General features: G+C 40.1%; 27 protein-coding genes. 21 read left to right on the forward strand and 6 right to left on the reverse strand.

All coding sequences use genetic code 11. The annotated features are described in order from the left end of the window. Nucleotides 1–13: 13 nt before the first annotated feature. The gene (locus DX060_RS05325; RefSeq protein ID WP_115011490.1) at nt 14–796 is read right to left on the reverse strand and encodes a 2-amino-4-hydroxy-6-hydroxymethyldihydropteridine pyrophosphokinase; all 783 of its coding nucleotides are present in this window, start codon (nt 794–796) and stop codon (nt 14–16) included. Nucleotides 797–1,125: 329 nt separating this feature from the next. Between DX060_RS05325 and motA the strand changes: the two genes are divergently transcribed. The 21 genes from motA to lolA all read left to right on the forward strand — a co-directional run bounded on the left by motA (nt 1,126) and on the right by lolA (nt 17,496). After that, the gene (motA, locus tag DX060_RS05330; RefSeq protein WP_115011491.1) at nt 1,126–1,896 is read left to right on the forward strand and encodes a flagellar motor stator protein MotA; all 771 of its coding nucleotides are present in this window, start codon (nt 1,126–1,128) and stop codon (nt 1,894–1,896) included. Between the two features lie 9 nt (nt 1,897–1,905). Next, nucleotides 1,906–2,706: a flagellar motor protein MotB gene (gene motB / locus DX060_RS05335; RefSeq protein WP_115011492.1), complete on the forward strand. Its 801-nt coding sequence runs from the start codon at nt 1,906–1,908 to the stop codon at nt 2,704–2,706. Nucleotides 2,707–2,851: 145 nt separating this feature from the next. Then, nucleotides 2,852–3,793 carry a methionyl-tRNA formyltransferase gene (fmt, locus tag DX060_RS05340; protein WP_181814200.1) on the forward strand — a complete coding sequence of 314 codons (942 nt, stop codon included), beginning with the start codon at nt 2,852–2,854 and terminating at the stop codon, nt 3,791–3,793. Between the two features lie 11 nt (nt 3,794–3,804). Continuing rightward, nucleotides 3,805–4,458, forward strand: coding sequence for a biotin--[acetyl-CoA-carboxylase] ligase (locus DX060_RS05345; RefSeq protein WP_115011494.1), 654 nt, complete (start codon nt 3,805–3,807; stop codon nt 4,456–4,458). Between the two features lie 3 nt (nt 4,459–4,461). Next, on the forward strand, nt 4,462–5,256 hold the full coding sequence (locus DX060_RS05350) for a ParA family protein (RefSeq protein WP_115011495.1): 795 nt from the start codon (nt 4,462–4,464) through the stop codon (nt 5,254–5,256). A 1-nt stretch (nt 5,257) separates the two neighbouring features. After that, nucleotides 5,258–6,130 carry a ParB/RepB/Spo0J family partition protein gene (locus DX060_RS05355; protein ID WP_115011496.1) on the forward strand — a complete coding sequence of 291 codons (873 nt, stop codon included), beginning with the start codon at nt 5,258–5,260 and terminating at the stop codon, nt 6,128–6,130. Nucleotides 6,131–6,183: 53 nt separating this feature from the next. Next, nucleotides 6,184–6,612 carry a F0F1 ATP synthase subunit B family protein gene (locus tag DX060_RS05360; protein WP_115011497.1) on the forward strand — a complete coding sequence of 143 codons (429 nt, stop codon included), beginning with the start codon at nt 6,184–6,186 and terminating at the stop codon, nt 6,610–6,612. A gap of 11 nt (nt 6,613–6,623) precedes the next feature. Then, nucleotides 6,624–7,148 carry a F0F1 ATP synthase subunit B gene (locus tag DX060_RS05365; RefSeq protein WP_115011498.1) on the forward strand — a complete coding sequence of 175 codons (525 nt, stop codon included), beginning with the start codon at nt 6,624–6,626 and terminating at the stop codon, nt 7,146–7,148. Then, entirely contained in the window at nt 7,149–7,676 is a 528-nt protein-coding gene (locus DX060_RS05370; protein ID WP_115011499.1) for a F0F1 ATP synthase subunit delta, read from the forward strand. It begins immediately after the preceding gene. Between the two features lie 25 nt (nt 7,677–7,701). After that, a complete protein-coding gene (gene atpA, locus DX060_RS05375) occupies nt 7,702–9,213 on the forward strand; it encodes a F0F1 ATP synthase subunit alpha (RefSeq protein WP_115011500.1) in 1,512 nt (503 codons plus the stop codon). A 17-nt stretch (nt 9,214–9,230) separates the two neighbouring features. Beyond that, entirely contained in the window at nt 9,231–10,145 is a 915-nt protein-coding gene (gene atpG / locus DX060_RS05380) for an ATP synthase F1 subunit gamma (protein ID WP_115011501.1), read from the forward strand. A gap of 19 nt (nt 10,146–10,164) precedes the next feature. Further along, complete coding sequence (gene atpD / locus DX060_RS05385; protein ID WP_115011502.1) at nt 10,165–11,565, forward strand: F0F1 ATP synthase subunit beta; 1,401 nt, start codon at nt 10,165–10,167, stop codon at nt 11,563–11,565. A gap of 11 nt (nt 11,566–11,576) precedes the next feature. After that, nucleotides 11,577–11,966 (forward strand): ATP synthase F1 subunit epsilon, encoded by a 390-nt coding sequence (atpC, locus tag DX060_RS05390; RefSeq protein ID WP_115011503.1) that lies wholly within the window; start codon nt 11,577–11,579, stop codon nt 11,964–11,966. Beyond that, nucleotides 11,966–12,523: a MotA/TolQ/ExbB proton channel family protein gene (locus tag DX060_RS05395; protein ID WP_115011504.1), complete on the forward strand. Its 558-nt coding sequence runs from the start codon at nt 11,966–11,968 to the stop codon at nt 12,521–12,523. Before atpC ends, DX060_RS05395 begins: the two co-directional genes overlap by 1 nt. Before the next feature lie 12 nt (nt 12,524–12,535). Continuing rightward, complete coding sequence (locus DX060_RS05400; RefSeq protein ID WP_115011505.1) at nt 12,536–12,937, forward strand: ExbD/TolR family protein; 402 nt, start codon at nt 12,536–12,538, stop codon at nt 12,935–12,937. Beyond that, nucleotides 12,930–13,637 carry a TonB C-terminal domain-containing protein gene (locus DX060_RS05405; RefSeq protein ID WP_115011506.1) on the forward strand — a complete coding sequence of 236 codons (708 nt, stop codon included), beginning with the start codon at nt 12,930–12,932 and terminating at the stop codon, nt 13,635–13,637. The genes DX060_RS05400 and DX060_RS05405 overlap by 8 nt, the downstream gene beginning before the upstream one ends. Nucleotides 13,638–13,646: 9 nt before the next feature. Continuing rightward, the gene (gene tolB, locus DX060_RS05410; protein ID WP_115011507.1) at nt 13,647–14,900 is read left to right on the forward strand and encodes a Tol-Pal system protein TolB; all 1,254 of its coding nucleotides are present in this window, start codon (nt 13,647–13,649) and stop codon (nt 14,898–14,900) included. Between the two features lie 75 nt (nt 14,901–14,975). Continuing rightward, complete coding sequence (locus DX060_RS05415) at nt 14,976–15,464, forward strand: OmpA family protein (protein WP_115011508.1); 489 nt, start codon at nt 14,976–14,978, stop codon at nt 15,462–15,464. An 18-nt stretch (nt 15,465–15,482) separates the two neighbouring features. Next, nucleotides 15,483–16,403 (forward strand): tetratricopeptide repeat protein, encoded by a 921-nt coding sequence (locus DX060_RS05420; protein WP_115011509.1) that lies wholly within the window; start codon nt 15,483–15,485, stop codon nt 16,401–16,403. Between the two features lie 3 nt (nt 16,404–16,406). Next, the gene (locus DX060_RS05425) at nt 16,407–16,967 is read left to right on the forward strand and encodes an FKBP-type peptidyl-prolyl cis-trans isomerase (RefSeq protein ID WP_115011510.1); all 561 of its coding nucleotides are present in this window, start codon (nt 16,407–16,409) and stop codon (nt 16,965–16,967) included. Nucleotides 16,968–16,977: 10 nt separating this feature from the next. Beyond that, on the forward strand, nt 16,978–17,496 hold the full coding sequence (gene lolA, locus DX060_RS05430; RefSeq protein ID WP_115011511.1) for a LolA-like outer membrane lipoprotein chaperone: 519 nt from the start codon (nt 16,978–16,980) through the stop codon (nt 17,494–17,496). On the opposite strand, the gene DX060_RS05435 is transcribed toward lolA, so the two are convergent. The 5 genes from DX060_RS05435 to DX060_RS05455 are packed head-to-tail and all read right to left on the reverse strand — an operon-like array spanning nt 17,493 to nt 21,681. After that, nucleotides 17,493–18,509, reverse strand: coding sequence for an LptF/LptG family permease (locus DX060_RS05435; RefSeq protein WP_181814201.1), 1,017 nt, complete (start codon nt 18,507–18,509; stop codon nt 17,493–17,495). The genes lolA and DX060_RS05435 overlap by 4 nt on opposite strands. Next, the gene (locus DX060_RS05440; RefSeq protein ID WP_115011513.1) at nt 18,506–19,234 is read right to left on the reverse strand and encodes a prepilin peptidase; all 729 of its coding nucleotides are present in this window, start codon (nt 19,232–19,234) and stop codon (nt 18,506–18,508) included. The genes DX060_RS05435 and DX060_RS05440 overlap by 4 nt, the downstream gene beginning before the upstream one ends. Before the next feature lie 8 nt (nt 19,235–19,242). Next, entirely contained in the window at nt 19,243–19,926 is a 684-nt protein-coding gene (gene pcm, locus DX060_RS05445) for a protein-L-isoaspartate O-methyltransferase (RefSeq protein WP_115011514.1), read from the reverse strand. Continuing rightward, nucleotides 19,914–20,651, reverse strand: a complete 738-nt coding sequence (locus DX060_RS05450; protein WP_115011515.1) for a nitrilase-related carbon-nitrogen hydrolase — start codon at nt 20,649–20,651, stop codon at nt 19,914–19,916. The genes pcm and DX060_RS05450 overlap by 13 nt, the downstream gene beginning before the upstream one ends. After that, nucleotides 20,641–21,681, reverse strand: a complete 1,041-nt coding sequence (locus DX060_RS05455) for a ribonucleotide-diphosphate reductase subunit beta (protein ID WP_115011516.1) — start codon at nt 21,679–21,681, stop codon at nt 20,641–20,643. The genes DX060_RS05450 and DX060_RS05455 overlap by 11 nt, the downstream gene beginning before the upstream one ends. Nucleotides 21,682–21,713: the final 32 nt, after the last annotated feature.

Here is a 21,713-nt window from a genome sequence, read left to right on the forward strand (position 1 = left end):
ACCTCGCTAGTCTTTAAAACCAAGGCATTACATCAGTTTCTGTGCGTTTGCGGATAGTTTTCATTTGATAGAATCCTATAATCCACAACACAACAGCCGCAACAATAACCAACCAACCGATAAAAATAACTGCTGTTATGCTTCCAAGAATATTCGCATAGAAAGCCCAAAGCAAGAATTTCTGCTCGGTAACAAAAGCTAATTCTCTAAAAAACAAAAGATTATATACAAGTGCCGCAATACTACCAACAATAAGCAATATCACCGCTACAACAAGCCCAAATCCACCAGCCGAGCTATACCCAGCCATACCCCCAAGTAACGCAGTTCCACCAAAAATCATAGCCAAAATAAGTGCCACCACCGCAATCGCGATAGAGAGAATAAAGTTTTTAAACAAAGTTGGACTTTCGCTTGTGCGTTTTGTCCCAAGCACAGCCAACACAAAAACCACAAACCCAGCAATTAGCAACACACCTCCAAGCACCCAGCCTAAAAATGGAATCAAAGAAATAAAGCTCCCACCAAAATAAAGTCCAATGCCAAGTAAAAACTTAAAGCGAATGCTTTGTGTGTCATTTGCCATAAGCTGCCCTTGAATATTTGCCATATTGATACTTCTGCCCGTGATGAAAATATTTTTTGCCATATTCTCACTCACTTCAAAATCCACCTCACAGCCCGTGAGATGCTCCATACTTCTACCCTCTAGATTTGACACATCACTTGCTTCAAAAGTGTAGCGATTGCCATCTTCACCGCTGATTAAGCCTACTGCTAGAATCTTGCCCTTCATAGTTATCCTTTAGATGTGGAATAAATGCCGAAGTATAAAATGAGCTTTGTTATAACGCGCTTAATGTCGCCACCTTACGCGATAAAGCCATATAAAGCATTCAAAAAAGCTTTAAGAAGTCCTTTAAGAAGTCCTAAGTAGTGCCGATTTTCCCAAAGTCATTTTGAAGTCTTTTTGAGTCTCTAGTATTGGCTTGTAGTTTGCTAGCTAGAATGGAAGGCTTGCTTCTTGGCATATTTTTTGCTTCGAAGTCTTGGCAAGCATTGTGTTTTGGATCATCTTAGAGATGATCATTTTGGACACAATAGATCACCACAGCGAGTGTATTTATGGATCTATCTACATTACTAGGGATTATTTTAGCGATCACTTCTATCTCGATTGGGGATATTTTAGAAGGTGGGAATCCGCTGCATGTTATCCACCTTAGCTCTTGTATTATCATTATTCCCACTACTTTGTTTGCTGCTATGGTTTCTACGCATTCTGCGGCGATTAAGGCAGCTTATAAGGAGCTTGGGCTGGCATTTATGGGACCTAAGCTTGATCTCTCTAAGACAATAAAAGATGTTGTCGAGTTTTCTTCCCTTGCTAGGCGCGATGGGATTTTGGCACTAGAGGGGCGTGCGGCACAGATAGAGGATGATTTCTTCCGCGATGGGCTTAGTATGGTGATCGATGGGCGCGATGCAAAATCTGTGAAAGAAGATTTAGAGATCAAAATAGAGCAGTTAGAGCATTATTATCACGGCGCGGCGCATTATTGGATCACAGCTGGGGAGACTTCGCCGACTATGGGGCTTGTCGGGGCGGTTATGGGGCTTATGCTAGCCCTCCAGCTGCTTGAAGATCCCACTGCTATGGCGGCAGGGATTGCTGGGGCATTTACCGCGACTGTTACGGGGATTATGTGTGCGTATGTTATCTTTGGACCATTGGGCAATAAGATCAAAAACAACTCTTTCTACCTTGTGCAGGAGAAAGTTGTCATTATGGAGGGGATTTTGGCGATCGCTAATGGCGAAAACCCTCGCAATCTTGAGAGTAAGCTGCTTGGATTCTTGCGCCCAGATCAGCCTAAGATCTCTCAATTTGAGTAGGGGATACTAATGTCTAAGAAAAAACAGCAAGAGTGTCCAGCTGGTGAGAAGTGGGCGGTCCCTTATGCGGACTTTCTCTCACTTTTGCTCGCACTTTTTATCGCGCTTTGGGCTATTTCTAGCACAGAAAGCTCCAAAGCAAAAGCGTTGAGTCAGGCACTTGTTACAGCTTTTTCCAATCCTCCTAGATCATCGATATTTCAGCCTATCTTTCAGCGACCACCAGATCCGGGCGAGGTGCGTGAAAACACCGAAGGCAAGCAGCCTCAAACGGCAGATGGCACTGCTTCAGCTGTCGCGGTGAAAGATAGTATCGCGCAAATCCAAATGCTAATCCAAGAAGGAGGCGTGCTAGAGCAAATCGAGCAGGGGATCATACTGCGCTTGCCAGCAGATTTGCTCTTTGAAGAAGGAAGAGCGGATTTGAATAATGAAGAGATGATCACCTATGTGCGGCGGATTGCTGAAATTATCAATAAGCTTCCGCCTGAGGTGAAAATCGATGTGAGAGGCTACACAGATGATAAGCCTTTAGCAAGTAGCGCAAAATACAAAGATCTCTATGAGCTTGCTTCAGCTAGGGCGTATGCGGTGATGAGTCAATTACTCGATAATGGTGTAAATCCGGAGAAAATGTCTTACTCATCGTATGGGAAATACAGCCCTGTGGCACCAAATACGACTTTAGAAAATCGCGCGAAAAACAATCGCGTAGAGATTTTTCTCTCTAGCTCGCCAAGTAGTGTAAAAACGATCAAATCTGTCCTAGATAGCGCAGCGAGTGAGCAAGAGAGTGATTCTGCGAAGTAGAATCCACTTTTGTGCATAGTTGGTTATATGCATTTAAAATAAAAATAGTGGCTTGAGTCGCGTGCTTTGATCATCGTGATAGATAAGATGGCAAAGAGGCATTTGCTATAAAAAGTGGATTCTAGCTAGAATGCAAGGAGAGCTGATGAGAGTGATATTTATGGGGACACCGGAGTTTGCACGCGTGGTGTTTGAGCAGCTCTGTGAAAAATATGAGATTGTGGCGGTTTGCACGCAGCCAGATAAGCCAGTAGGACGCAAGCAGATTTTGACTCCACCGCCAGTGAAGCTTGCTGCGCTTGCGCGTGGCATACCTGTGCTACAGCCGCAAAAACTGGATTCTAGTGTGAGTGAGAAGCTCGCGCGATTAGGGGCGGAGACAATTATCGTCGTGGCGTATGGGAAGATCCTGCCAGAATCTATACTCCACATCGCGCCTTGTATCAATCTCCACGCCTCTATTCTCCCAGCATATCGCGGGGCAAGTCCTATTCAGCAGATGATTTTGAGTGATGATAGAGAGTATGGCATAAGCATTATGCGTATGGATTCTGGGCTAGATAGCGGAGAGATTTTAGCCATAGAAACAATGCCTAGAGATGATAGGGCAACTTACACGATTGTAAGCCAGAATCTAGCTAGGCTTGGAGGGGATACGCTGTGTGAAGTGCTGGCAAAGCTTGGCGAGATCACGCCTGTGCCGCAAGATCACAGCAAAGCGACTTATTGCAAAAAGATTAGCAAGCAAGATGGCTTGGTGGATTTTAGCTCTGCGCGCTTGGTGTATAAAAAGTGGCTTGCCTTTAATGAGTGGCCCGGAGTATATCTCACAAGCGGACTAAAGCTATTTGATATAGATTTATTGAGATATAGTGAGGCTATCTCGCAAGATCTCAATAAAGAGCTTGCTACTAGAGGGGGGCTAGCAGGTGCCGGAGAGATTTGCCATATCGAGCCTTGCGTGATCGCGTGTGGCGATGGGGAGTGTTTGGTGATTGGAGAGCTGCAAGCTCCTAGTAAAAATCGCGTTAATGCTAGTGTCTTTCTCCGCTCTAGGGGGCTACAAGTGGGCGATAAGCTATGCTAGGGCGATAAGCTATGCTCTCAGGTGTCAAAGTAATACAAATGACAAAAGTGGATTCTACTCAAGATGAGCTGCGCCGGCGGCTAGAATCCACTTTTTTACACAAGCCGCTGTGTGTCGTGGCGCAGTCGCAGAGCAAGGGTCGAGGGTCGCGGGGCAATGTATGGGAAAATGAGCAGGCTTTGATGTTTTCATTTGCCTATAATGCCCCACTCATTTTGCCAGATGATGTGCCAGCGCAGAGCGTGGCGATATTTCTAGGCTGCATTATAAGGGATATATTGCGAGAGTCTGGCTCTAGTGCGTGGCTAAAATATCCTAATGATTTATATGTCTTGGACAAAAAGGCTGGAGGTATTCTCATTGAGCGTGTGAAAGGGGTTTTGCTTTGTGGTGTTGGGATCAATGTGGCTAGCGAGAGGTTCGGTAAGATCGATATTGCGCTTGATGAAGAAAAGTTTTTTGCTAGATTATTTGAAGTTTTGCAAAATCCTCCAAGCTGGAAGCAAATTTTCAGCAACTATAAGCTAGAATTTTGGCGGAATTATCCTTTTTCCTTCCATATAGGAGATGAGCTTGTTTCCTTGCGCGATGCATTTTTGCTAGAAGATGGCGGCGTGAATATTGGAGGGAGGGTGGTTTATAATTTACGAGAGTGTGGGGTATAGGCTATGCATGAAGTAATTACCGTGGCAAATCAAAAGGGTGGTGTTGGCAAAACAACTACGGCTGTAAATCTTGCTGCATCACTAGCTCTTGCGGAGAAAAAGGTGTTGTTGATTGATTTTGATGCGCAGTCAAACGCGACAACAAGCTTGGGCTTGCGCCGCTCGGATATAGAGTTTAATGTCTATCATGTGCTTATGGGAAGTAAGACAATCTCTGAAGTGATAAAAAAGACAGATGTCCCATTTATGGATCTTGTGCCATCTGATATTGGTCTTGTAGGGATTGAAAAAAGCTTTTACACCAATAAAAGTGGGCGCGAGCTAGTTTTGAAGAAAAAGCTTGCCGAAGTGGAAAATAACTATGATTTCATCATTATAGATTCTCCTCCTGCTCTGGGACCGCTTACGATCAATGCACTTGCTGCGGCTAATTCTGTGATTATCCCTATTCAATGTGAGTATTATGCGCTACAGGGGTTGGCTCAGCTTATCAATACGATTCGATTGCTTAAAGATAATGGCATAAATCCAACGCTTGAAATCCGTGGCTTACTTCCTACGATGTTTTCTGCACAAAATAATCTCTCTAAGCAAGTATTTACGGACTTATCAAGGCATTTTGATTCTAAATTGTTTAAGAAAGCAGACAAAGGTGAAGATTCTTATATCATCATTCCTCGTAATGTTAAACTTGCAGAATCCCCAAGCTTTGGGAAGCCAATCTTGCTTTATGATATCAAATCAAGCGGTAGCATAGCATATCAAGATCTCGCTCAAGCGATTTTGCAAGGAGCATAGATTGGCAAAGAAAAATGCCCTTGGCAGCGGACTTGGAGAGCTTCTAGGTGAAGTGCAAGATGCGTATGAAAAAAACCTAGGTGAATATACAGAATCCATCATTGAGCTTAGTGTTGATGTCGTTAAGCCAAATCCTTTCCAGCCGCGAAAAAATTTCGATGAAAGTGCGCTTAATGATTTGGCAGAATCCATTGCCGAGCACGGACTTTTGCAGCCTATACTTGTATATGATGATGGGGGCGATTATTTTCTCATTGCTGGAGAGCGTAGATTAAGGGCTAGTAAAATCGCTGGGAAGAGCACGATAAAGGCTGTTGTGGCAAATGAATACATCGATCGAAGTAGATTGCGTGAGCTAGCGATTATTGAAAATATCCAAAGAGAGAATCTAAACCCGCTTGATCTTGCTCATTCTTATCAAGAGCTTATTGATGAATACAAGATCACCCACGAAGAGCTTGCTACAAAACTAAAGAAATCCCGCGCACAAATTACCAATACAATGCGTATCTTGGATTTGTGTGAGTATGTTCAAGATCTCATTGTTCAAAACAAAATTACACAAGGGCACGCTAAGGTGATGGTAGGCTTGCAGGAGCGTGAGCAAAAAGTGCTAGCGGATTCTATTGTGGGGCAGAAACTTTCTGTTCGAGAGACAGAGCAGCTGGTGAAAGATCTCAAGCAAGAAGATTCTAGTAAGAAACAGAATGTTGCCATTAAAAAGCTAGATTCTAGTGTGGATAATGAAGTATTGGGTGAGCTTTGTGCTGCTTTTGCCGCTCTTGGCGTGCAGGCTAGGATTTCTCAAGGTAAGATTATTATTCAGCCACAAAAAGAAGCAGTGGTGCAGTTAATTGAAAAATTAAAATCTTGATTTAAGGTTTGGGCTGTTAGAATTAAAACAGCTGATCGTTGGAAAGGACATAAATGAGTATTACAATCCCTGATCCTTGGTTGATGTTATTGGTTTTTGTTGTGTTTATTATCACAATGCTTTTGCTTAATTCTTGGCTTTTTAAACCTTTGATTGGCTTTATGGATGAGCGCGAAAATTCCTTACGCAAGGATATGGAATCTGCAATGAGCGATGATAATGAGGTTCAGGAAATTCAAGAAAAGATTCGTGCTATTTTTGCTGATGCCAAAGCGCAGGCAAGTAGTATCATAGAGAGTGCAACTATAGAAGCCAAGGCTGAATATGATGAAAAAATGGAAAAACAGGCTAATGAAGTCCAAGGGAGAATAGATAGTTTTCGGGTTGATCTTGAGAATCAAAAAAACCAAGCAAAACAGGAGTTGTTGGCGGATTTAGGCGTTTTCGAAACGGCTTTGAAGTCTAAAGTTCAGCAAATATAGGGAGATAAAGTATGAAGTATTGTGTGCGATATGGCGTGGTATTTGGTTGTTTGCTTGGGGTCTCGTATGCATCTGGTGCGGTGGATATATCTCATACGGATTTTAGTGAAAGGATCATAAATTTTATTATCTTTCTTGCTATTTTGTGGTATTTGGGTGCTCATAGACTTAAGGCTTTGCTTCAAAGTCGTCAACAAGAAATTAGTAGTCGTTTCGAGCAGGCTCAAGATAGGATCAATGAAGCAAAAAGAGGTAGAGAGCAGGCACAGAAGCAATTGGAAGAAGCACAGAAGAAGGCTGCTGATATTATCGCTACGGCAAGGAAAGAGGCTGTTGTGATTGCGCAAAAGTATGAAGAGCAGTGTAGTGTAGACATAGAGAATCTTATTAAATCGAGCGAGTCTTTGATGTTTTTTGAGCAGAGAAAGGCTCGTGTGGAACTCGTAGAGTCAGTATTGAAGGAGTTATTCAATAGTAATGCGGCTGATATTGACACGCAGGAATATGTGAGAATTTTAAATAAGAAGGTGGCGTAGATGGAAGAGATTATTGCTAAGAAGTATGCCCACGCACTTATACAGTGTTTCAAGAGAGATGAGCTAGAGGATCTATCTAATCTGTTTTTGCAGGCTTCACAGGCTTTTTGTGTGGAGAAATTTAGGGATATGATTCATTCGCCCTATATGACAAAGATGGAAAAAAAGAGATTATTGATTGCTTTATTTAGTGATGATGAGCAGGTAGGTGCGTTTTTGGATCTGCTTATAGAGAACAAGCGCATAGATATTATTCCGTTTGTGAGTAGTATTTTAGAGAGATATTTGCGTGCGCTTGACAATAGCTATAAAGCTATTTTGTATGCACCTAAAAATTTGGATTCTAGCACAATTTCTAATATTACCGATAGCTTATCTGCCAAGCTTGGAGTTAAGCTGCATATTGAGCAGTCTTCTACCAAGGTTGATGGTATTAGGTTGGCTGTGCAAGACTTGGGGATAGAGGTGTCTTTCCTTAAAGAAAGATTTTTTGATGATCTTAGGTCTCATATCTTAAGATCCATATAATTTAATTCAATAGCAAGGAGTGTAAGTGGTACAGAAATTAAAAGCAGAGGAAATTAGCTCAATTATTAAGGATAAGATCAATAGTTTTGATGTGAGTGTTGATATATCCGAAACAGGCAAGGTTGTTGGCTATGCTGATGGTGTAGCTAAGGTGTATGGATTGAAAAATGTTATGTCGTATGAGATGGTTGAATTTGAAACTGGCGATCTTGGACTAGCATCTAATCTAGAAGAGGGAAATGTTGGGGTTGTTATTCTTGGAGGTGGAAATAATATCCGCGAGGGGATGTCTGTAAAACGTCTCAAGCGTCTTATGAAAGTGCCTGTGGGAGATAGTGTTGTTGGTCGCGTGATTAATACGGTCGGTGATCCTATTGATGGCAAAGGTGCTATTGAGTCGAGTGAATTTCGTTTTGTTGAGCAAAAAGCACCTGGGATTATGGATAGAAAGTCTGTTCATGAACCATTGCAGACTGGTATCAAAGCGATTGATGCTCTTGTGCCAATCGGTAGGGGGCAAAGAGAGCTTATTATAGGCGATAGACAGACAGGTAAGACAACTGTTGCTATTGATACTATCATAAATCAAAAGGGACAGGATGTTATTTGTATTTATGTGGCTATAGGGCAAAAGGAATCAACTGTTGCGCAGGTGGTGCGCAAACTTGAGGAGCACGGTGCTATGGAATATACCGTTATTGTTAATGCACCTGCTTCTTCTTCTGCAGCTATGCAATACCTTGCTCCCTATACAGGCGTAACTATTGGTGAGTATTTTAGAGATAATGCACGGCACGCTCTTATTATTTATGATGATTTGAGCAAGCACGCTGTTGCATATCGTGAGATGAGTTTGATTTTGCGCAGACCTCCTGGTCGTGAAGCATTTCCTGGTGATGTGTTTTATATTCATTCTCGCTTGTTGGAAAGAGCGGCTAAGTTGTCTGATGAAAAAGGGGCTGGCTCACTGACAGCTTTACCAATTATTGAGACCCAAGCTGGCGACATTTCGGCATATATTCCTACAAATGTCATTTCTATTACTGATGGGCAAATATTTTTAGAGACAAATCTGTTTAATTCTGGGGTGCGCCCTGCTATCAATGTAGGACTTTCTGTTTCTCGTGTTGGTGGTGCTGCGCAAATTAAAGCCACAAAACAAGTTGCTGGAACATTGCGTCTTGATTTAGCTCAGTATCGTGAGCTTCAAGCCTTTTCACAGTTTGCTTCGGATCTTGATGAGACAAGCAGAAAGCAATTAGAGCGCGGGCAAAGAATGGTTGAAGTTCTTAAGCAACCGCCATATTCTCCTTTGGCTATTGAGAAGCAGGTCGTTGTAGTTTTCGCCGGTGCCAAAGGATTCTTAGACGATATTCCAGTGGGTCGAGTTGTGGAGTTTGAGAATGATCTTTACCCCTTTATAGAAGCTAAATATCCTAAGATTTTTGAAGAGATTCGTAGTAAAAAGGCTTTAGACAAAGAGTTGGAAGCTGTTTTAACGAAGGCTATTGAAGAATATAAGCTTAGTTTCAGCTAAATAATTTGGAGTAGGAAATGGGAAATAATCTAAAAGAGATAAAGACAAAAATTGATAGCGTGAAGAATACCCAAAAAACTACGCGCGCAATGAAGTTGGTCTCTACATCGAAGTTGAAAAAAGCTGAAGAAATGGCGAAACGCTCTCGTGTTTATGCAAATAAACTTAATGAGATTTTTGAAGATATTGTCTCAAAGATTCAGGTGCGAGGTCTTGAAAATATCAATAGTAGTTTTTTTGTTGATGCTAAACATAGAGAGATTAAGAAAGTTGATATTGTGTTTGTAACTGCCGACAAGGGGTTGTGCGGTGGTTTTAATGTAACAACAATCAAAGAGGTTCTTAGGCTTATAGCAGATCTTAAGAGTAGGGGCATCAAGGTTAGATTGCGTGGTATTGGGAAAAAAGGCATAGCCTATTTTACTTTTAATGAGATAGAAATTCTTGATAAGATTATTGGGCTTAGTTCGAGTCCAGACTATGAAAAGTCGAGTGATTTTATCCGTAAAGTAGCGCAAGATTATCTAGATGGATTGACTGATGAGGTGATTTTGGTTCATAATGGTTTTAGAAATAAGATTTCCCAAGAGCTTAAGATTAAAAGTATATTACCTCTAGGGTTTGATCTTAATGAATCAAGTAGTGCTGCACAGCAACATACTACTTATAATAGTGTGAATATTGAACCAGATGAAGAAGAAGATGTGGTATTGGATCAGTTAGCACAGAGATATATTGAGTATAACATGTATTATGCATTGATAGACTCTCTAGCTGCTGAACATAGTGCTAGAATGCAGGCAATGGATGCGGCAACGAAAAATGCTGGCGAACTTGTAAGGGATTTAACTATCTCGTATAATAAAGCACGGCAAGAATCTATTACAACAGAGCTTGTAGAGATTAATGCTGGTGTTGAAGCGATGAAATAAACCAAAAAGGAGTATGAGTATGGAAGGTAAAATTGTTCAAGTAATGGGTCCGGTGGTTGATGTGGATTTTGATTCATATCTTCCTTCTATCAATGAAGCACTTGATGTGGTATATGATTTTGATGGTGAGAAAAAAGGTTTAGTTTTAGAGGTTGCTGCGCATCTAGGGGACAATAGGGTTAGAACTATTGCTATGGATATGACTGAAGGCTTAACGAGAGGGCAGTCTGCTATGGCTAGAGGAAAAATGATAGAAGTGCCTGTTGGTGAGCAAGTTCTTGGCAGGATTTTTAATGTTGTTGGTGATGTCGTAGATGGCGGCGATCCCGTTGAGACAGATTTGAAATGGCCAATTCATAGAGAAGCTCCAAAGTTTGAAAATCAAAGTACCAAAACAGAAATGTTTGAGACAGGGATAAAGGTTGTTGATTTATTGGCTCCGTATTCTAAGGGTGGTAAAGTTGGATTGTTTGGTGGTGCTGGCGTGGGCAAAACAGTTGTTATTATGGAACTAATCCATAATGTTGCATATAAACATAGTGGCTATTCTGTATTTGCTGGAGTTGGGGAGCGGACACGCGAGGGAAATGACTTGTATCACGAGATGAAAGAAGGTGGTGTCTTGGATAAAGTTGCTTTGTGTTATGGGCAGATGAATGAGCCACCAGGGGCAAGAAATAGAATTGCTTTTACAGGACTTACTATGGCGGAATATTTCCGCGATGAGAAAGGGCTCGATGTTCTTATGTTCATTGACAATATCTTCCGTTATGCGCAATCCGGTGCGGAAATGTCTGCACTTTTAGGGAGAATTCCTTCTGCTGTGGGTTATCAACCTACGCTTGCTAGTGAGATGGGAAAACTACAGGAGCGTATAACATCTACAAAGAAAGGTTCTATTACATCTGTTCAGGCAGTTTATGTGCCAGCCGATGACTTAACAGACCCAGCTCCGGCATCTGTTTTTTCACATCTTGATGCGACAACCGTTTTGAATAGAAAAATTGCAGAGAAGGGTATCTACCCAGCTGTCGATCCATTGGATTCTACATCGAGAATCCTTGATCCACAAATTGTTGGAGAGGAACACTATAAGATTGCAACAGGAATTCAACAAATTCTCCAGAAATACAAAGATCTGCAGGATATCATTGCAATTTTGGGTATGGATGAGCTTTCAGAAGAGGATAAGAAAGTTGTTGAACGAGCAAGAAAAATTGAGAAGTTTTTGTCTCAACCATTTTTTGTTGCAGAAGTTTTTACAGGCAGTCCCGGAAAATATGTTACGCTTGAAGAGACTTTAGATGGCTTTAAAGGAATCTTGGAAGGCAAATATGACCACATACCAGAGAATGCTTTTTATATGGTTGGAAGTATTCAAGAAGTTATAGAAAAAGCAGAGAAAATGAAAAAATCTTAGAGAGAAAAGTGATGAAAAAGCTTGCTGTTAGTATTGTTACTCCCTATGGGGAGATTTTTTCTGGTGAGGTGGATAGCGTAACTATGCCTGGAGTGGATGGGGAGTTTGGTGTTTTGCATGGGCATTCCAATCTTCTTTCTTTATTGAAAGCAGGTGTTATTGAGATTTCTCAAGGACAATCTAGAGATTTAGTTGCCATTGATTGGGGGTATGCTGAAGTAACATCCTCGAAAGTAGATATTATTGCAAATGGCGCAGTTGCAATTGGGGGGCAGAGTGAGAGTGGGGTGTCAGAAGCTATCGCAAGTGCTAGGGAGTTGCTTGAGAGTGCATCAAACGATAAGGTTGCCATATATTCTGTTGTTTCTAGAATTGAGCACGCCGCAAAAAGCCGATTCTAATGGGTTCTGTTTTTCAGTTTCTTGAAGAGTCAAGCCTAATTACTTTACTTGCATTGTGTTGGCTTTCTGCGTATTGTTTTGCAACACTTTGGATCTTCTTTTATAAGTATATTAGTCTCGCAAAGATGGTAAAAGATGAGCAGGATTCTTTAGAGGCTATTTTACAAGGAGAACAGAGATTTCCAAGAGATGCAATTTTTATCAGTGCGGATCATCGCGATGTTTCTCCCAATATTTTTTCTCTGTGGAAGAATAAAGCCATTAAGCATTCTACTACAGGGCTTGCTTTTTTAAGTATCATTGCTTCTACCTCTCCTTTTATAGGGCTTTTTGGGACTGTTGTTGAGATTTTAGATGCTTTTGGTAGGCTTGGTAATAGTGGGCAGGTTTCCTTTGATGTTATTGCGCCTGTAATTTCTAAGGCATTAGTTGCTACGGCAGCTGGTATATTAACGGCAATTCCAGCATATACTTTTTTTATGATTCTTAAGCGCAAGGTGTATGATTTAGGTGTTTATATTCAAATGCAGATTGATTATCTGTCATCTGCAAAATAAGTGACTTGCTATATGGATGATCAGTTTTTGTGGGAGGATAAGCCAGAGTTAAACATTACCCCACTTGTGGATATTATGCTTGTTTTACTAGCAATTCTTATGGTTACAACACCCACCATAGTGTATCAAGAAGATATTACTCTACCAAAGGGTAGTAAGTCGGCAAAAAAAACTCAAAACAATATGCTCGAAATTCGTATTGACAAGAGAAAAAAAATTTATATTAAAAACAATACTTATGAATATAAAATGTTTCCAGATAGTTTCAATCTACTAGCAAAACAGTATAGTAAAAAAGACACATCAATTTTTATTCGAGCTGATAAGGATTTGAGTTATGAGAGTGTGATTTATATTTTAAAAAGTGTCAAAGAAGCAGGATTTAATAAAATTTCTTTGGTGACAAATGGGTGAATGTAAGAAAGCATTGCTTGTTTGGAGTGGTATAGGTGCATTGTTTTTTTACTGTGTTATTTTTGTTTTATTATTGAAATTTTCTTCTATTTTTACGACGAAATACACATCTCATATTACTACAACAATGGAGCAGGCTGTAAGCATTGATATTGTTCCAATGGAGATGACTCAAGAAAATAAAAAGGATTCTGGCACGCATCTTGAAGGGACTGGTATTAGAGATATTTTTTCAACAATTCCAGATATGATGGCACCCGCCAAAGAAAGTGGGGATAATCGTAGCCAAAAAGCAAAAAACACAAAAGATAAAGTAGATTCTAGCCGATTGCAGGCTTTGCAAAAACAGCTTGAAAAGCTTAATTCCACTTTTAATGCAATGGACAATAAAGCACTTGATGTGCAATCACAAAGTATTTCTCCAGAATTTGCAGATGGAGAGTATAATGAATGGTTTGGTAAAATTTATGATATAATCTACCGAAAATGGCAGTCAAGATATTATCAGGATGCTGAAGTTAGCGCACTAATTCGTGTAACTAATATAGGTAATTTTAGCTATCGCATTGTAAAGCTCTCGCAATATGATGACTATAATCAAAGTGTGATTGATCTTTTGGAATCCTTAAAACAAGAAAAGCTTCCGCCTTATCCAAAGGGTAGGGTTGTTGAGATAAAGGTAAATTTTCGGCTCAAATAAAGGAGTGTTATGAGAAGTTTTTTTGGGATTATGGTGCTGATTAGTGGCTTATTTAGTGCTGATGCTACGATTGATATAGTTAAGTCTGGACAGAAAACTCCAAAGGTTGAGATTGGTTATGTTGCTAGTGGCGAGTCTTTGTTGGCAAAAAAAATTTATAAAATTTTATTGGGTGATTTGAGTGTCTCTGGGCATTTTGATCCTGTGGATGGCTCAATATATGCACAAGACACTATAGATTTTGGTGCATATCGGGCAAAAAAAATTGACCTTGTAGGCATAGTTCGAGTTATCAAAGAAAATAAGATTCTTAAGGTGTCATTGCTTTTTTATGATAATAACTCATCGTCTCTAAAGATCAATAAAACTTACCAACTAACAGATTCTGCTCTTTATCCTTTTGTTGCCCATAAGATGGCAATTGATATTAACTCTTATATTAAAGCACCCACAATTGCTTGGATGAATCGCTATGTTGTTTATGCACAATATACAGGTAGCGGACAAGCTAATATTGTCCTGGGCGACTATACACTCACATATAATCGCACAATTGTTACAGGAGGCTTAAATATCTTTCCAAAATGGGTAGATTCTACACAAAAAGAAATTTATTTTACCAAGTATTTATTGCGTCCAACAATCATAAAATACAACATTCAAACCGGTAGTTCGGAGCAGATTATTGCTAGCGATGGTATGGCTGCGGTATCGGATGTTAGTAGAGATGGGCAGAAAATTCTAGTTACCTTAGCACCTAAACATCAATCAGATATTTACCTTTATAATGTTGCAAACAAAGAGCTTACGCAACTTACTAAGTATTCCGGCATTGATGTATCGGGCTATTTTATTGATAATGAAAGATCTATGGTATTTGTGTCTGATCGATCTGGTTATGCCAATATTTATTCCAAGAGACTTGATATTGATGCGCCTGCCGAACAAGTCGTTTATCATGGGCGCAATAATAATTCTATAACTGCCTATGGGGATTATGTAGCCTATTCTAGCAGGGAAAGCGACAATGAGTTTGGTGCTAATACATTCAATATTTATCTTATTTCAACCAAAACAGATTATATTAGGCGACTAACTGCTATAGGAAATAATCAAATGCCAAGATTCTCTAAAGATGGCGGAAGTGTGATGTTCTTAAAGCATACATCTGGGCAAACTGCTTTAGGGGTTATACGGCTTGATTACAACAAAAGCTATCTATTTCCACTCAATAGGGCTAGTATCCAGTCTTTTGATTGGTAAGTAAATGGAGTAAAAACAAAAAGCAATAAAAGTTTGGTATAATCTAAACCCTAAATCTGAAGCAAGGAGTTTGAAATGAAGAAAGCGGTTGTGATTTTTGGAGTGGTTGCAGCACTTTTTATGCTGACTGGGTGTCCAAAAGAGAAGGTTAATGTCGTTGGGGCTGGAGATGGGGAGATGGTTGGTGGATCTTCAGAATCCACAAGCAGCATTTCATCTAAAGAGACTGGGGATTTGCTGGGCAGTGTATATTTTGATTTTGATAAGTTTGTTATTAGACCCGATATGCAATCTGTAGTAGATGAGATTGCAACTCAAGCGCAATCACAAGATTCTATTCAGCTTGTGATTGAAGGTAATACTGATGAGTTTGGAACAGATGAATATAATTATGCTCTTGGCACAAAAAGAGCCATAGCTGTGCGTGATGCTCTCGTGGTTAAAGGTATGAGTAGGGATAGTATTCGTGTTGTGAGTTTTGGTGAGAGCAAGCCTATTTGTATGGATAAGACAAGAGATTGTTACCAGAAAAATCGTCGCTCCGATGTAAAAGTATCAAAATAGTTTATCAAAGCAGAATAAGTGAAGTGTGGTAAATTCTCTTATTGCCTTTTGCTTTCTTTGGTGGCTCTGTGGGCTGAGCCATCGGCTTTTGAGTTGCAGAGTGGCGCAACAAAGAAAGAGTTAAAAACCCTTCAATCTACCAATAAAAATCTTGAAAATTTAGTAATAGATTATAGTGCCAGGATTCAAATGCTTGAACAATCTAGAGATGGTATGCAGAGCGTTTTAGATGGGCAGGCGTTACGCATAAAGTCTTTGCTTGATACCATAGGGAAACAGGAAGCAACAATACAAACTTTGCAGTCAAATCTTGATTATCAGAATGACTTGGTTAGACAACATAACTCAACGATTGAGAATATGCAAAAAACTATAGATCAGCTTACCGCTAAACTTAGTGATTTGACCACATTGACAACCAAGCTAAATCAAGATATTTTGAATGAGCTTGGTGTCTTGACAGGGACCAATAATCAAGCGCAGAAAAAATCAAAATCCCAAACTAGTAATGAAGATGTCAAGTCGGTAAATGCTGGGGGCAGGGGCAGTGATGATTTTACTAAACTTAGCAACAAAGAGATTATCGATCAAGCCAGAAAACTATATAGAGAGAAAAATCTCCTAGAATCTAAAAAACGCTATGAGTGGTTGGTGAAGAATAATTATAAAGTTGCATCATCGCTTTATATGCTTGGCGAGATTGAATATCAGCGCAGTAAGTTTGCAGAAGCGATAAGTTTTTATAAAAAAAGCACTTCGTTAGATGATAAGGCGAGTTATATGCCTATTCTTTTGTGGCATACAGCGTGGGCTTTTAGGTATTCTAAAGATATGGATAACTACAATAAATTTTTGGATTCTCTTATTCGTTTATATCCAGAATCTGAACAGGGTAGGAAAGCCAAAGATTTACGACAAAAAAATAAAAACAAAGGATGACAGGTGGATTCTACAGAACAAAAGCAAGTTGTGGCGATATTTTATGAAGTAAAAGATGCGGATACTCAAGATATTATTGATAGCAATGTAACTTCTCGACCATTGGAGTTTTTGCTTGGTGCTGGGCAGGTGATCAGCGGTCTTGAGCAGGCTGTATTAGGCGCGAAAAAGGGCGATAAGCTTAATTTATCTATAGCTCCAGAAGATGCCTATGGTGTTTATCAAGCAGATTTTGTGCAAGAGGTTCCAAAGGATCAGTTTGATGGTATTGTTTTAGAAAAGGGTATGACACTTTTTGGACAAGCAGAAGATGGGCAAACAGTGCAGGTTGTTGTTAAGGATTTTAATGATAGTAGCGTGATGATTGATTATAACCACCCACTAGCCGGCAAGACTTTGTTGTTTGATGTTGAGATTGTTGATATGCGAGATGCTACTGCCGATGAGATCTTGCAGGGTTATGTGGGTGGTGGTTGCTGTGGTGGTGGATCTTGTGATACATCACATCACGATCATGGAGATAGTGGTTGCTGTGGTGGCGGTGGATCTTGTGGCTGCCACTAGGGGCTAGTGCGTGAGAGAGTTTTTTGCCTGTGTGATTTTTGCTGGGTTTTTTAGTGCTGCCTATGGATATGGTGAGCATATTAAGACTCTAGAGGCTTCTTTCACGCAGCATACCAAAAGTCAAGATAGCGTGCTTGTGTATAGCGGTAAATTGTATATTAAGGCTCCAACCAAGGCAAAATGGGTGTATGAAGCACCGACTAAGAAAGAGCTCTATGTAGATGGTGATAAAGCGACTATTTATGAGCCATTTTTAGATCAAGCCAGTGTTGGTAAAACAAAAATTGATTTTCTCGAGATTTTGCGCAAGGCAAAAAAACAGCACGATGATACATATAGCACAGATTTTGATGGCACGCGATATGTGCTCACTTTAGCCAATAATCTTCCTAGCAAACTCACCTTTACCGATGAATTTGATAATGCTGTAGAAATTACACTGCATAATGTATATATAAACCGCACAATTAGCGATGATGTATTTGTATTTGTGCCTCCGGCTGGGACTGATATTATCCGGCAATATTAATATACTCGTAGCACGAATTTACGATAGAGAAAATAAGATCCTGTCAGCCAGACCAATGGCAAGCCAAATATACCATAGAATGGGGCATTTTGACTGAATATGTGCATTGCTATAAAATATCCAGCCACGCTAATTAGTAAATATACATAGCTAAGATTTTTGTGGAATCTAGGGTTTGCTATGCCAAATAATGGTATGAGAAAAATACTTGCTATGGGAAATAGTGATGTGATTATAGCTTGGGCAAGACGCCTAGCTTGCGAGCTGCTTCCTTCAAAGGCACTCTTCCAGTATGCCCACAAATCATATGAGCTGAGATTTATTTCATCGATTTTGGTATGCACAAGCATTTGCCCAAAATCTGCTCGTTCTACTTTGTTTGGTTCGGCAAAGTATGCGCTTCCGTTGCGTAGTAGTAGGGTAAATACACCTTCATTATTAGACATTTCACCTTCTTTGGCAGTGATAAATACTTCTTGGGATTCTAGGTTACTAGAGAAGAGCACCAACCCTTCATAGTGTCTATCGTGTGCAGTATCCGCATACACAAGCCAATCACCCAGTTTTTGCCCAAACTCACCAGCTTTAATATTGATATTTACTTCAGCGCGTTTTTGAGCCATAAAATTGCCATAAGCACTTTTAGAGAGTGGGATCAGCGCGAGAGAGAAAAATAGCAATACAATGCTAGCAAAAATACTAAGCCCAATAAATGGAGCTAGAATCTTGCGCGGTGAAATTCCTAGAGAAAAAAATACAAGTAACTCATAATCAAACGACAATCTTGATAGCCCCAAAACACAGGCGCAGAAAAAAGTGATAGGAATGATAAAAAATACACCATTTGGTATGGAATATAAAAAAATCTGTCCTAGATCCCACACATTAAGCTTGATAAATTGTGTAATGGTAGCAAGACCTATGAGCAGCACCACAGAAGCTATAAAGAATAGCACAATAAAAAATGGTAAAAATATCTGCGCAACTGAATGAAAAAGATAGCGTTGTCTCATAGCCATAGTCCCCACAATACCCCCACTCCAAGTCCTCCAATTATATAGGGGATTAGAGGGATTACAATGTTTGTGTGTTTGGTAAAGATTCTGCTAAAAATACTAACAATACTAGCCAACACACAGCCCCAAAATATGCTAATCACAGTGGTTTCAAAACCAAAAAGCGCACTAAAACTTGCACAAAAGATAATATCCCCTTCCCCAAGAAGCTGTTTTTGCAAGAACATTATCCCTAGAATATATACTAAGCTGATAAGTCCAGCACCCAATAGCAAATCATAAATAGTAGATATATCTATGAAAAAGTTGTCTTGCAAGATGTGTGCGAGTATGATGCTTTTGCTAGCACTTATAAGCAAAAGAGCTAGATTTTGCCAATTTGGCACGGCATAGTAGTAAATATCCCATACGCAAAGAGATAGGCTTAATATCACAATCCCAAGTAGCCAAGGTAGCAAAGTAGAGTCTCCGCTGCTACCAATTATGGCACATATAAATGCGCCAATCCCGCTCCATAGATAGCGCGAAGTGTGCTTGTATTGAGTGGTGTGAGTTTGGTGTGTGGTGTCATTTTGCTCAAGGTGTGGTTTGTGGGGATTGGGGCTAAGTAGCCAAACTCCAGCTGCTCCCACACAAGCCCCCAAGCAGCATCGCATAGCAGAGAAATTTTGTGTAAAAGATGCTTGCCATACATCATCAAGGGTTATAGTAAAAATCTCCATACCTACCTCTAATGCATTGTGCCATCAACAACAGGCACAAACAAACATTCTTCTAAAATCTCTTCGTTGCTTAGAATCCCATTGCGCTTGGTAAAGCGTTTTATGTATTGTTTAGCTTGTTTGGGGGCAGGGCTAGTCCCAGAGAGCGTTAAGATAGTCTGTGTGGTGTTTGGGGCTTGCATAGGGGCTACGAGAATCCCTCCTTCTTCTAGTTGATCGATAATGGCTTGTGGAATCTTGCTTTCTATACAGGCAGAAAATAGGATTCTATCATAAGGCGCATATTCTGCCCAGCCTTGCTGTCCATCACTAAATTTTGTGTGGATATTACTTACACCCATTGCCCGAATGCGTTTTCTTGCTTCTGTGAGCAATGACTCTATGCGCTCAATGCTAAAAACACGGCGAAAGATTTGCGCAAGCACCATAGCTTGATAGCCACTTCCACAGCCAATCTCTAGGACACTATCGCCCGGAGTGAGATACTGCGTCATTTTGGCGACTGTAAGGGGAGATGATACCCATTGTGCCGCTCCCATAGGTAGTGGATCTAGGCTATAGGCTAAATGTTTAGAGAAATCTGGGACAAACATCTCTCTATCGACAGATTCTAGGGCATTGCGCACTTGATCTTGCAGGGGAAATTGCCTGACAATTTCATTGCACATAAAATGTCCTTTTATCTTATGCATTCCTTTAATCCTACATTGATATACTTGCGCATTTTTTCTACTTCGGCAATGTCGATTTGAGCTTGTATAATCTCTTGACTATCATCTTGTATAGTCTTGCCATAAGGACTGATGACAGCACTTGATTTTGCCATATGTAAGCTAGCACTATTGCTAGTGATCACAAAACATTGATTTGCTATAGCAAGCGCACGCGAGAGTGTTTCAAAGTGATCTTTTCGTGCTTGTCCCCATTGCGCTGGGATAAATAAGACATCAACCCCCTGAAGCTTCTGCCATAGATCGACAAATCGCAATTCAAAGCAAATAAGCGCGCCACAATTCATACCATCAAGTCGAAATGGAATAATTTCATTTGCTGAGCCTGATGCAAAATGCAAATGCTCTTCACCAAGCATAAATAGCTTATGTTTAGATTGCTTGTGGATCAATTCGCCCTTGGAAAACACTTTAAGATTGTTGTAAAACTTGTGGTTTTTCTTCTCAATCATTGTGGTGATGATTGTGTGATTGGTGCTTGCATTGAGTAGCTGCTCTGTGGCGTGCTTGCTAAATTCACTTGCCTCATCCATATTTTGATAGCAGAATCCACTTAGCACTAATTCCGGTGTTAGGATAATAGAGCCGCTTTTACTCTTTTGGATTTGTGTAATGACACGCGCGAGATTGTCCTGAAAATTCTGCTTTGTCTTTATTTGTAGCGATATAATGTCTTTAAAAATCATCGAAATCTACTCCACCTTTAGTATAGTTTGTAACCTTGCCTTCAAAGAAATTGGTTCTTTGGTTGTTAAAGCTACTAAAGCTCCTAAACCAATCTAAAGTATTTTTAGTGTTGTAGAGCTTTGGCATACCGACTTTGCTCAGTCGCTCATCCGCTAAGTATTCTAAAAATCCCCGGATACTCTGTGATGATAGCCCGAGTGATTGTCCTTGCGTGATGTATTCCCCCCATTTGGCTTCTACCTCTACCCCAGCCCTAAACATTTCTACAACTTCATCTTGCAGATCTTTTGTAAATAGATCAGGACGCTCTTGCTTGAGTGTGTTGATTAGATTCTGGAATATGAGCAGATGTGTAACTTCATCTCGTTGGATAAAGCGTATCATTTGGGCAGTGTTGAGCATTCTTTCTGTGCGTGCGATAGCATAGAAGTAGCAAAATCCACTATAAAAATAAATACCCTCTAAAATTTGATTGGCAAATAATGCTTTGATGAAGTTTGTTTCTGTAGGGCTTTCTGCTAAGCTTATGTAAATATCAGCAATATAGTCGTTTTTGTTTCGTAGTTGCATATCTTTGCGCCACATATCATAGATTTCATTTGTGTTGTCGCTAATAGATTCTACCATAACTGCATAGGACTGGCTATGGAGCGATTCTTCAAATGCCTGTCGTATGAGCAGTAGATTGATCTCGGGGCTTGTGATAAATGGATTGATATTGTCGTTTATGTTGTTTGTTTGCAAGGAATCCATAAAGATAAGCTGGGCTAAAGCCCTATCATAGCCCTGCCTTTCAGCTGCACTAAGCTCTGCGTAATCCTTTTTATCACCATTCATATTCACTTCTTCAGGGAACCAAGTATTAGCGATCATTGTTTTCCAAAGCTTGTAAGCCCATTGATATTTGATCCTTGTTAAATCAAACATCGCTGTGGGATTTCCTCCAAAGATTTTGCGCTCATCTATGGACTCATTGGAGTTTGGGTCATATATTTTTTTATGTGTTAGTAGAGAAATAGGCTTTTTCATCACGCAACTATCCTTCATCAAAATATCAAGGG

The sequence above is a fragment of the Helicobacter canis genome (genome assembly GCF_900451095.1).
Classification (GTDB): Bacteria; Campylobacterota; Campylobacteria; order Campylobacterales; family Helicobacteraceae; genus Helicobacter_B; species Helicobacter_B zhangjianzhongii.

Bases quoted from the DNA above. Each gene is read 5' to 3' on its own strand.
- fmt (WP_181814200.1), top strand. From the start codon at position 2,852: ATGAGAGTGATATTTATGGGGACACCGGAGTTTGCACGCGTGGTGTTT.
- DX060_RS05360 (WP_115011497.1), top strand. From the start codon at position 6,184: ATGAGTATTACAATCCCTGATCCTTGGTTGATGTTATTGGTTTTTGTT.
- atpG (WP_115011501.1), top strand. From the start codon at position 9,231: ATGGGAAATAATCTAAAAGAGATAAAGACAAAAATTGATAGCGTGAAG.
- DX060_RS05435 (WP_181814201.1), bottom strand. From the start codon at position 18,509: ATGAGACAACGCTATCTTTTTCATTCAGTTGCGCAGATATTTTTACCA.
- atpD (WP_115011502.1), top strand. From the start codon at position 10,165: ATGGAAGGTAAAATTGTTCAAGTAATGGGTCCGGTGGTTGATGTGGAT.
- motB (WP_115011492.1), top strand. From the start codon at position 1,906: ATGTCTAAGAAAAAACAGCAAGAGTGTCCAGCTGGTGAGAAGTGGGCG.
- DX060_RS05450 (WP_115011515.1), bottom strand. From the start codon at position 20,651: ATGATTTTTAAAGACATTATATCGCTACAAATAAAGACAAAGCAGAAT.
- motA (WP_115011491.1), top strand. From the start codon at position 1,126: ATGGATCTATCTACATTACTAGGGATTATTTTAGCGATCACTTCTATC.
- DX060_RS05365 (WP_115011498.1), top strand. From the start codon at position 6,624: ATGAAGTATTGTGTGCGATATGGCGTGGTATTTGGTTGTTTGCTTGGG.
- DX060_RS05455 (WP_115011516.1), bottom strand. From the start codon at position 21,681: ATGAAAAAGCCTATTTCTCTACTAACACATAAAAAAATATATGACCCA.
- DX060_RS05370 (WP_115011499.1), top strand. From the start codon at position 7,149: ATGGAAGAGATTATTGCTAAGAAGTATGCCCACGCACTTATACAGTGT.
- DX060_RS05350 (WP_115011495.1), top strand. From the start codon at position 4,462: ATGCATGAAGTAATTACCGTGGCAAATCAAAAGGGTGGTGTTGGCAAA.
- DX060_RS05440 (WP_115011513.1), bottom strand. From the start codon at position 19,234: ATGGAGATTTTTACTATAACCCTTGATGATGTATGGCAAGCATCTTTT.
- DX060_RS05400 (WP_115011505.1), top strand. From the start codon at position 12,536: ATGGATGATCAGTTTTTGTGGGAGGATAAGCCAGAGTTAAACATTACC.
- DX060_RS05325 (WP_115011490.1), bottom strand. From the start codon at position 796: ATGAAGGGCAAGATTCTAGCAGTAGGCTTAATCAGCGGTGAAGATGGC.
- tolB (WP_115011507.1), top strand. From the start codon at position 13,647: ATGAGAAGTTTTTTTGGGATTATGGTGCTGATTAGTGGCTTATTTAGT.
- DX060_RS05345 (WP_115011494.1), top strand. From the start codon at position 3,805: ATGCTCTCAGGTGTCAAAGTAATACAAATGACAAAAGTGGATTCTACT.
- pcm (WP_115011514.1), bottom strand. From the start codon at position 19,926: ATGCATAAGATAAAAGGACATTTTATGTGCAATGAAATTGTCAGGCAA.
- DX060_RS05415 (WP_115011508.1), top strand. From the start codon at position 14,976: ATGAAGAAAGCGGTTGTGATTTTTGGAGTGGTTGCAGCACTTTTTATG.
- DX060_RS05395 (WP_115011504.1), top strand. From the start codon at position 11,966: ATGGGTTCTGTTTTTCAGTTTCTTGAAGAGTCAAGCCTAATTACTTTA.
- DX060_RS05405 (WP_115011506.1), top strand. From the start codon at position 12,930: ATGGGTGAATGTAAGAAAGCATTGCTTGTTTGGAGTGGTATAGGTGCA.
- atpC (WP_115011503.1), top strand. From the start codon at position 11,577: ATGAAAAAGCTTGCTGTTAGTATTGTTACTCCCTATGGGGAGATTTTT.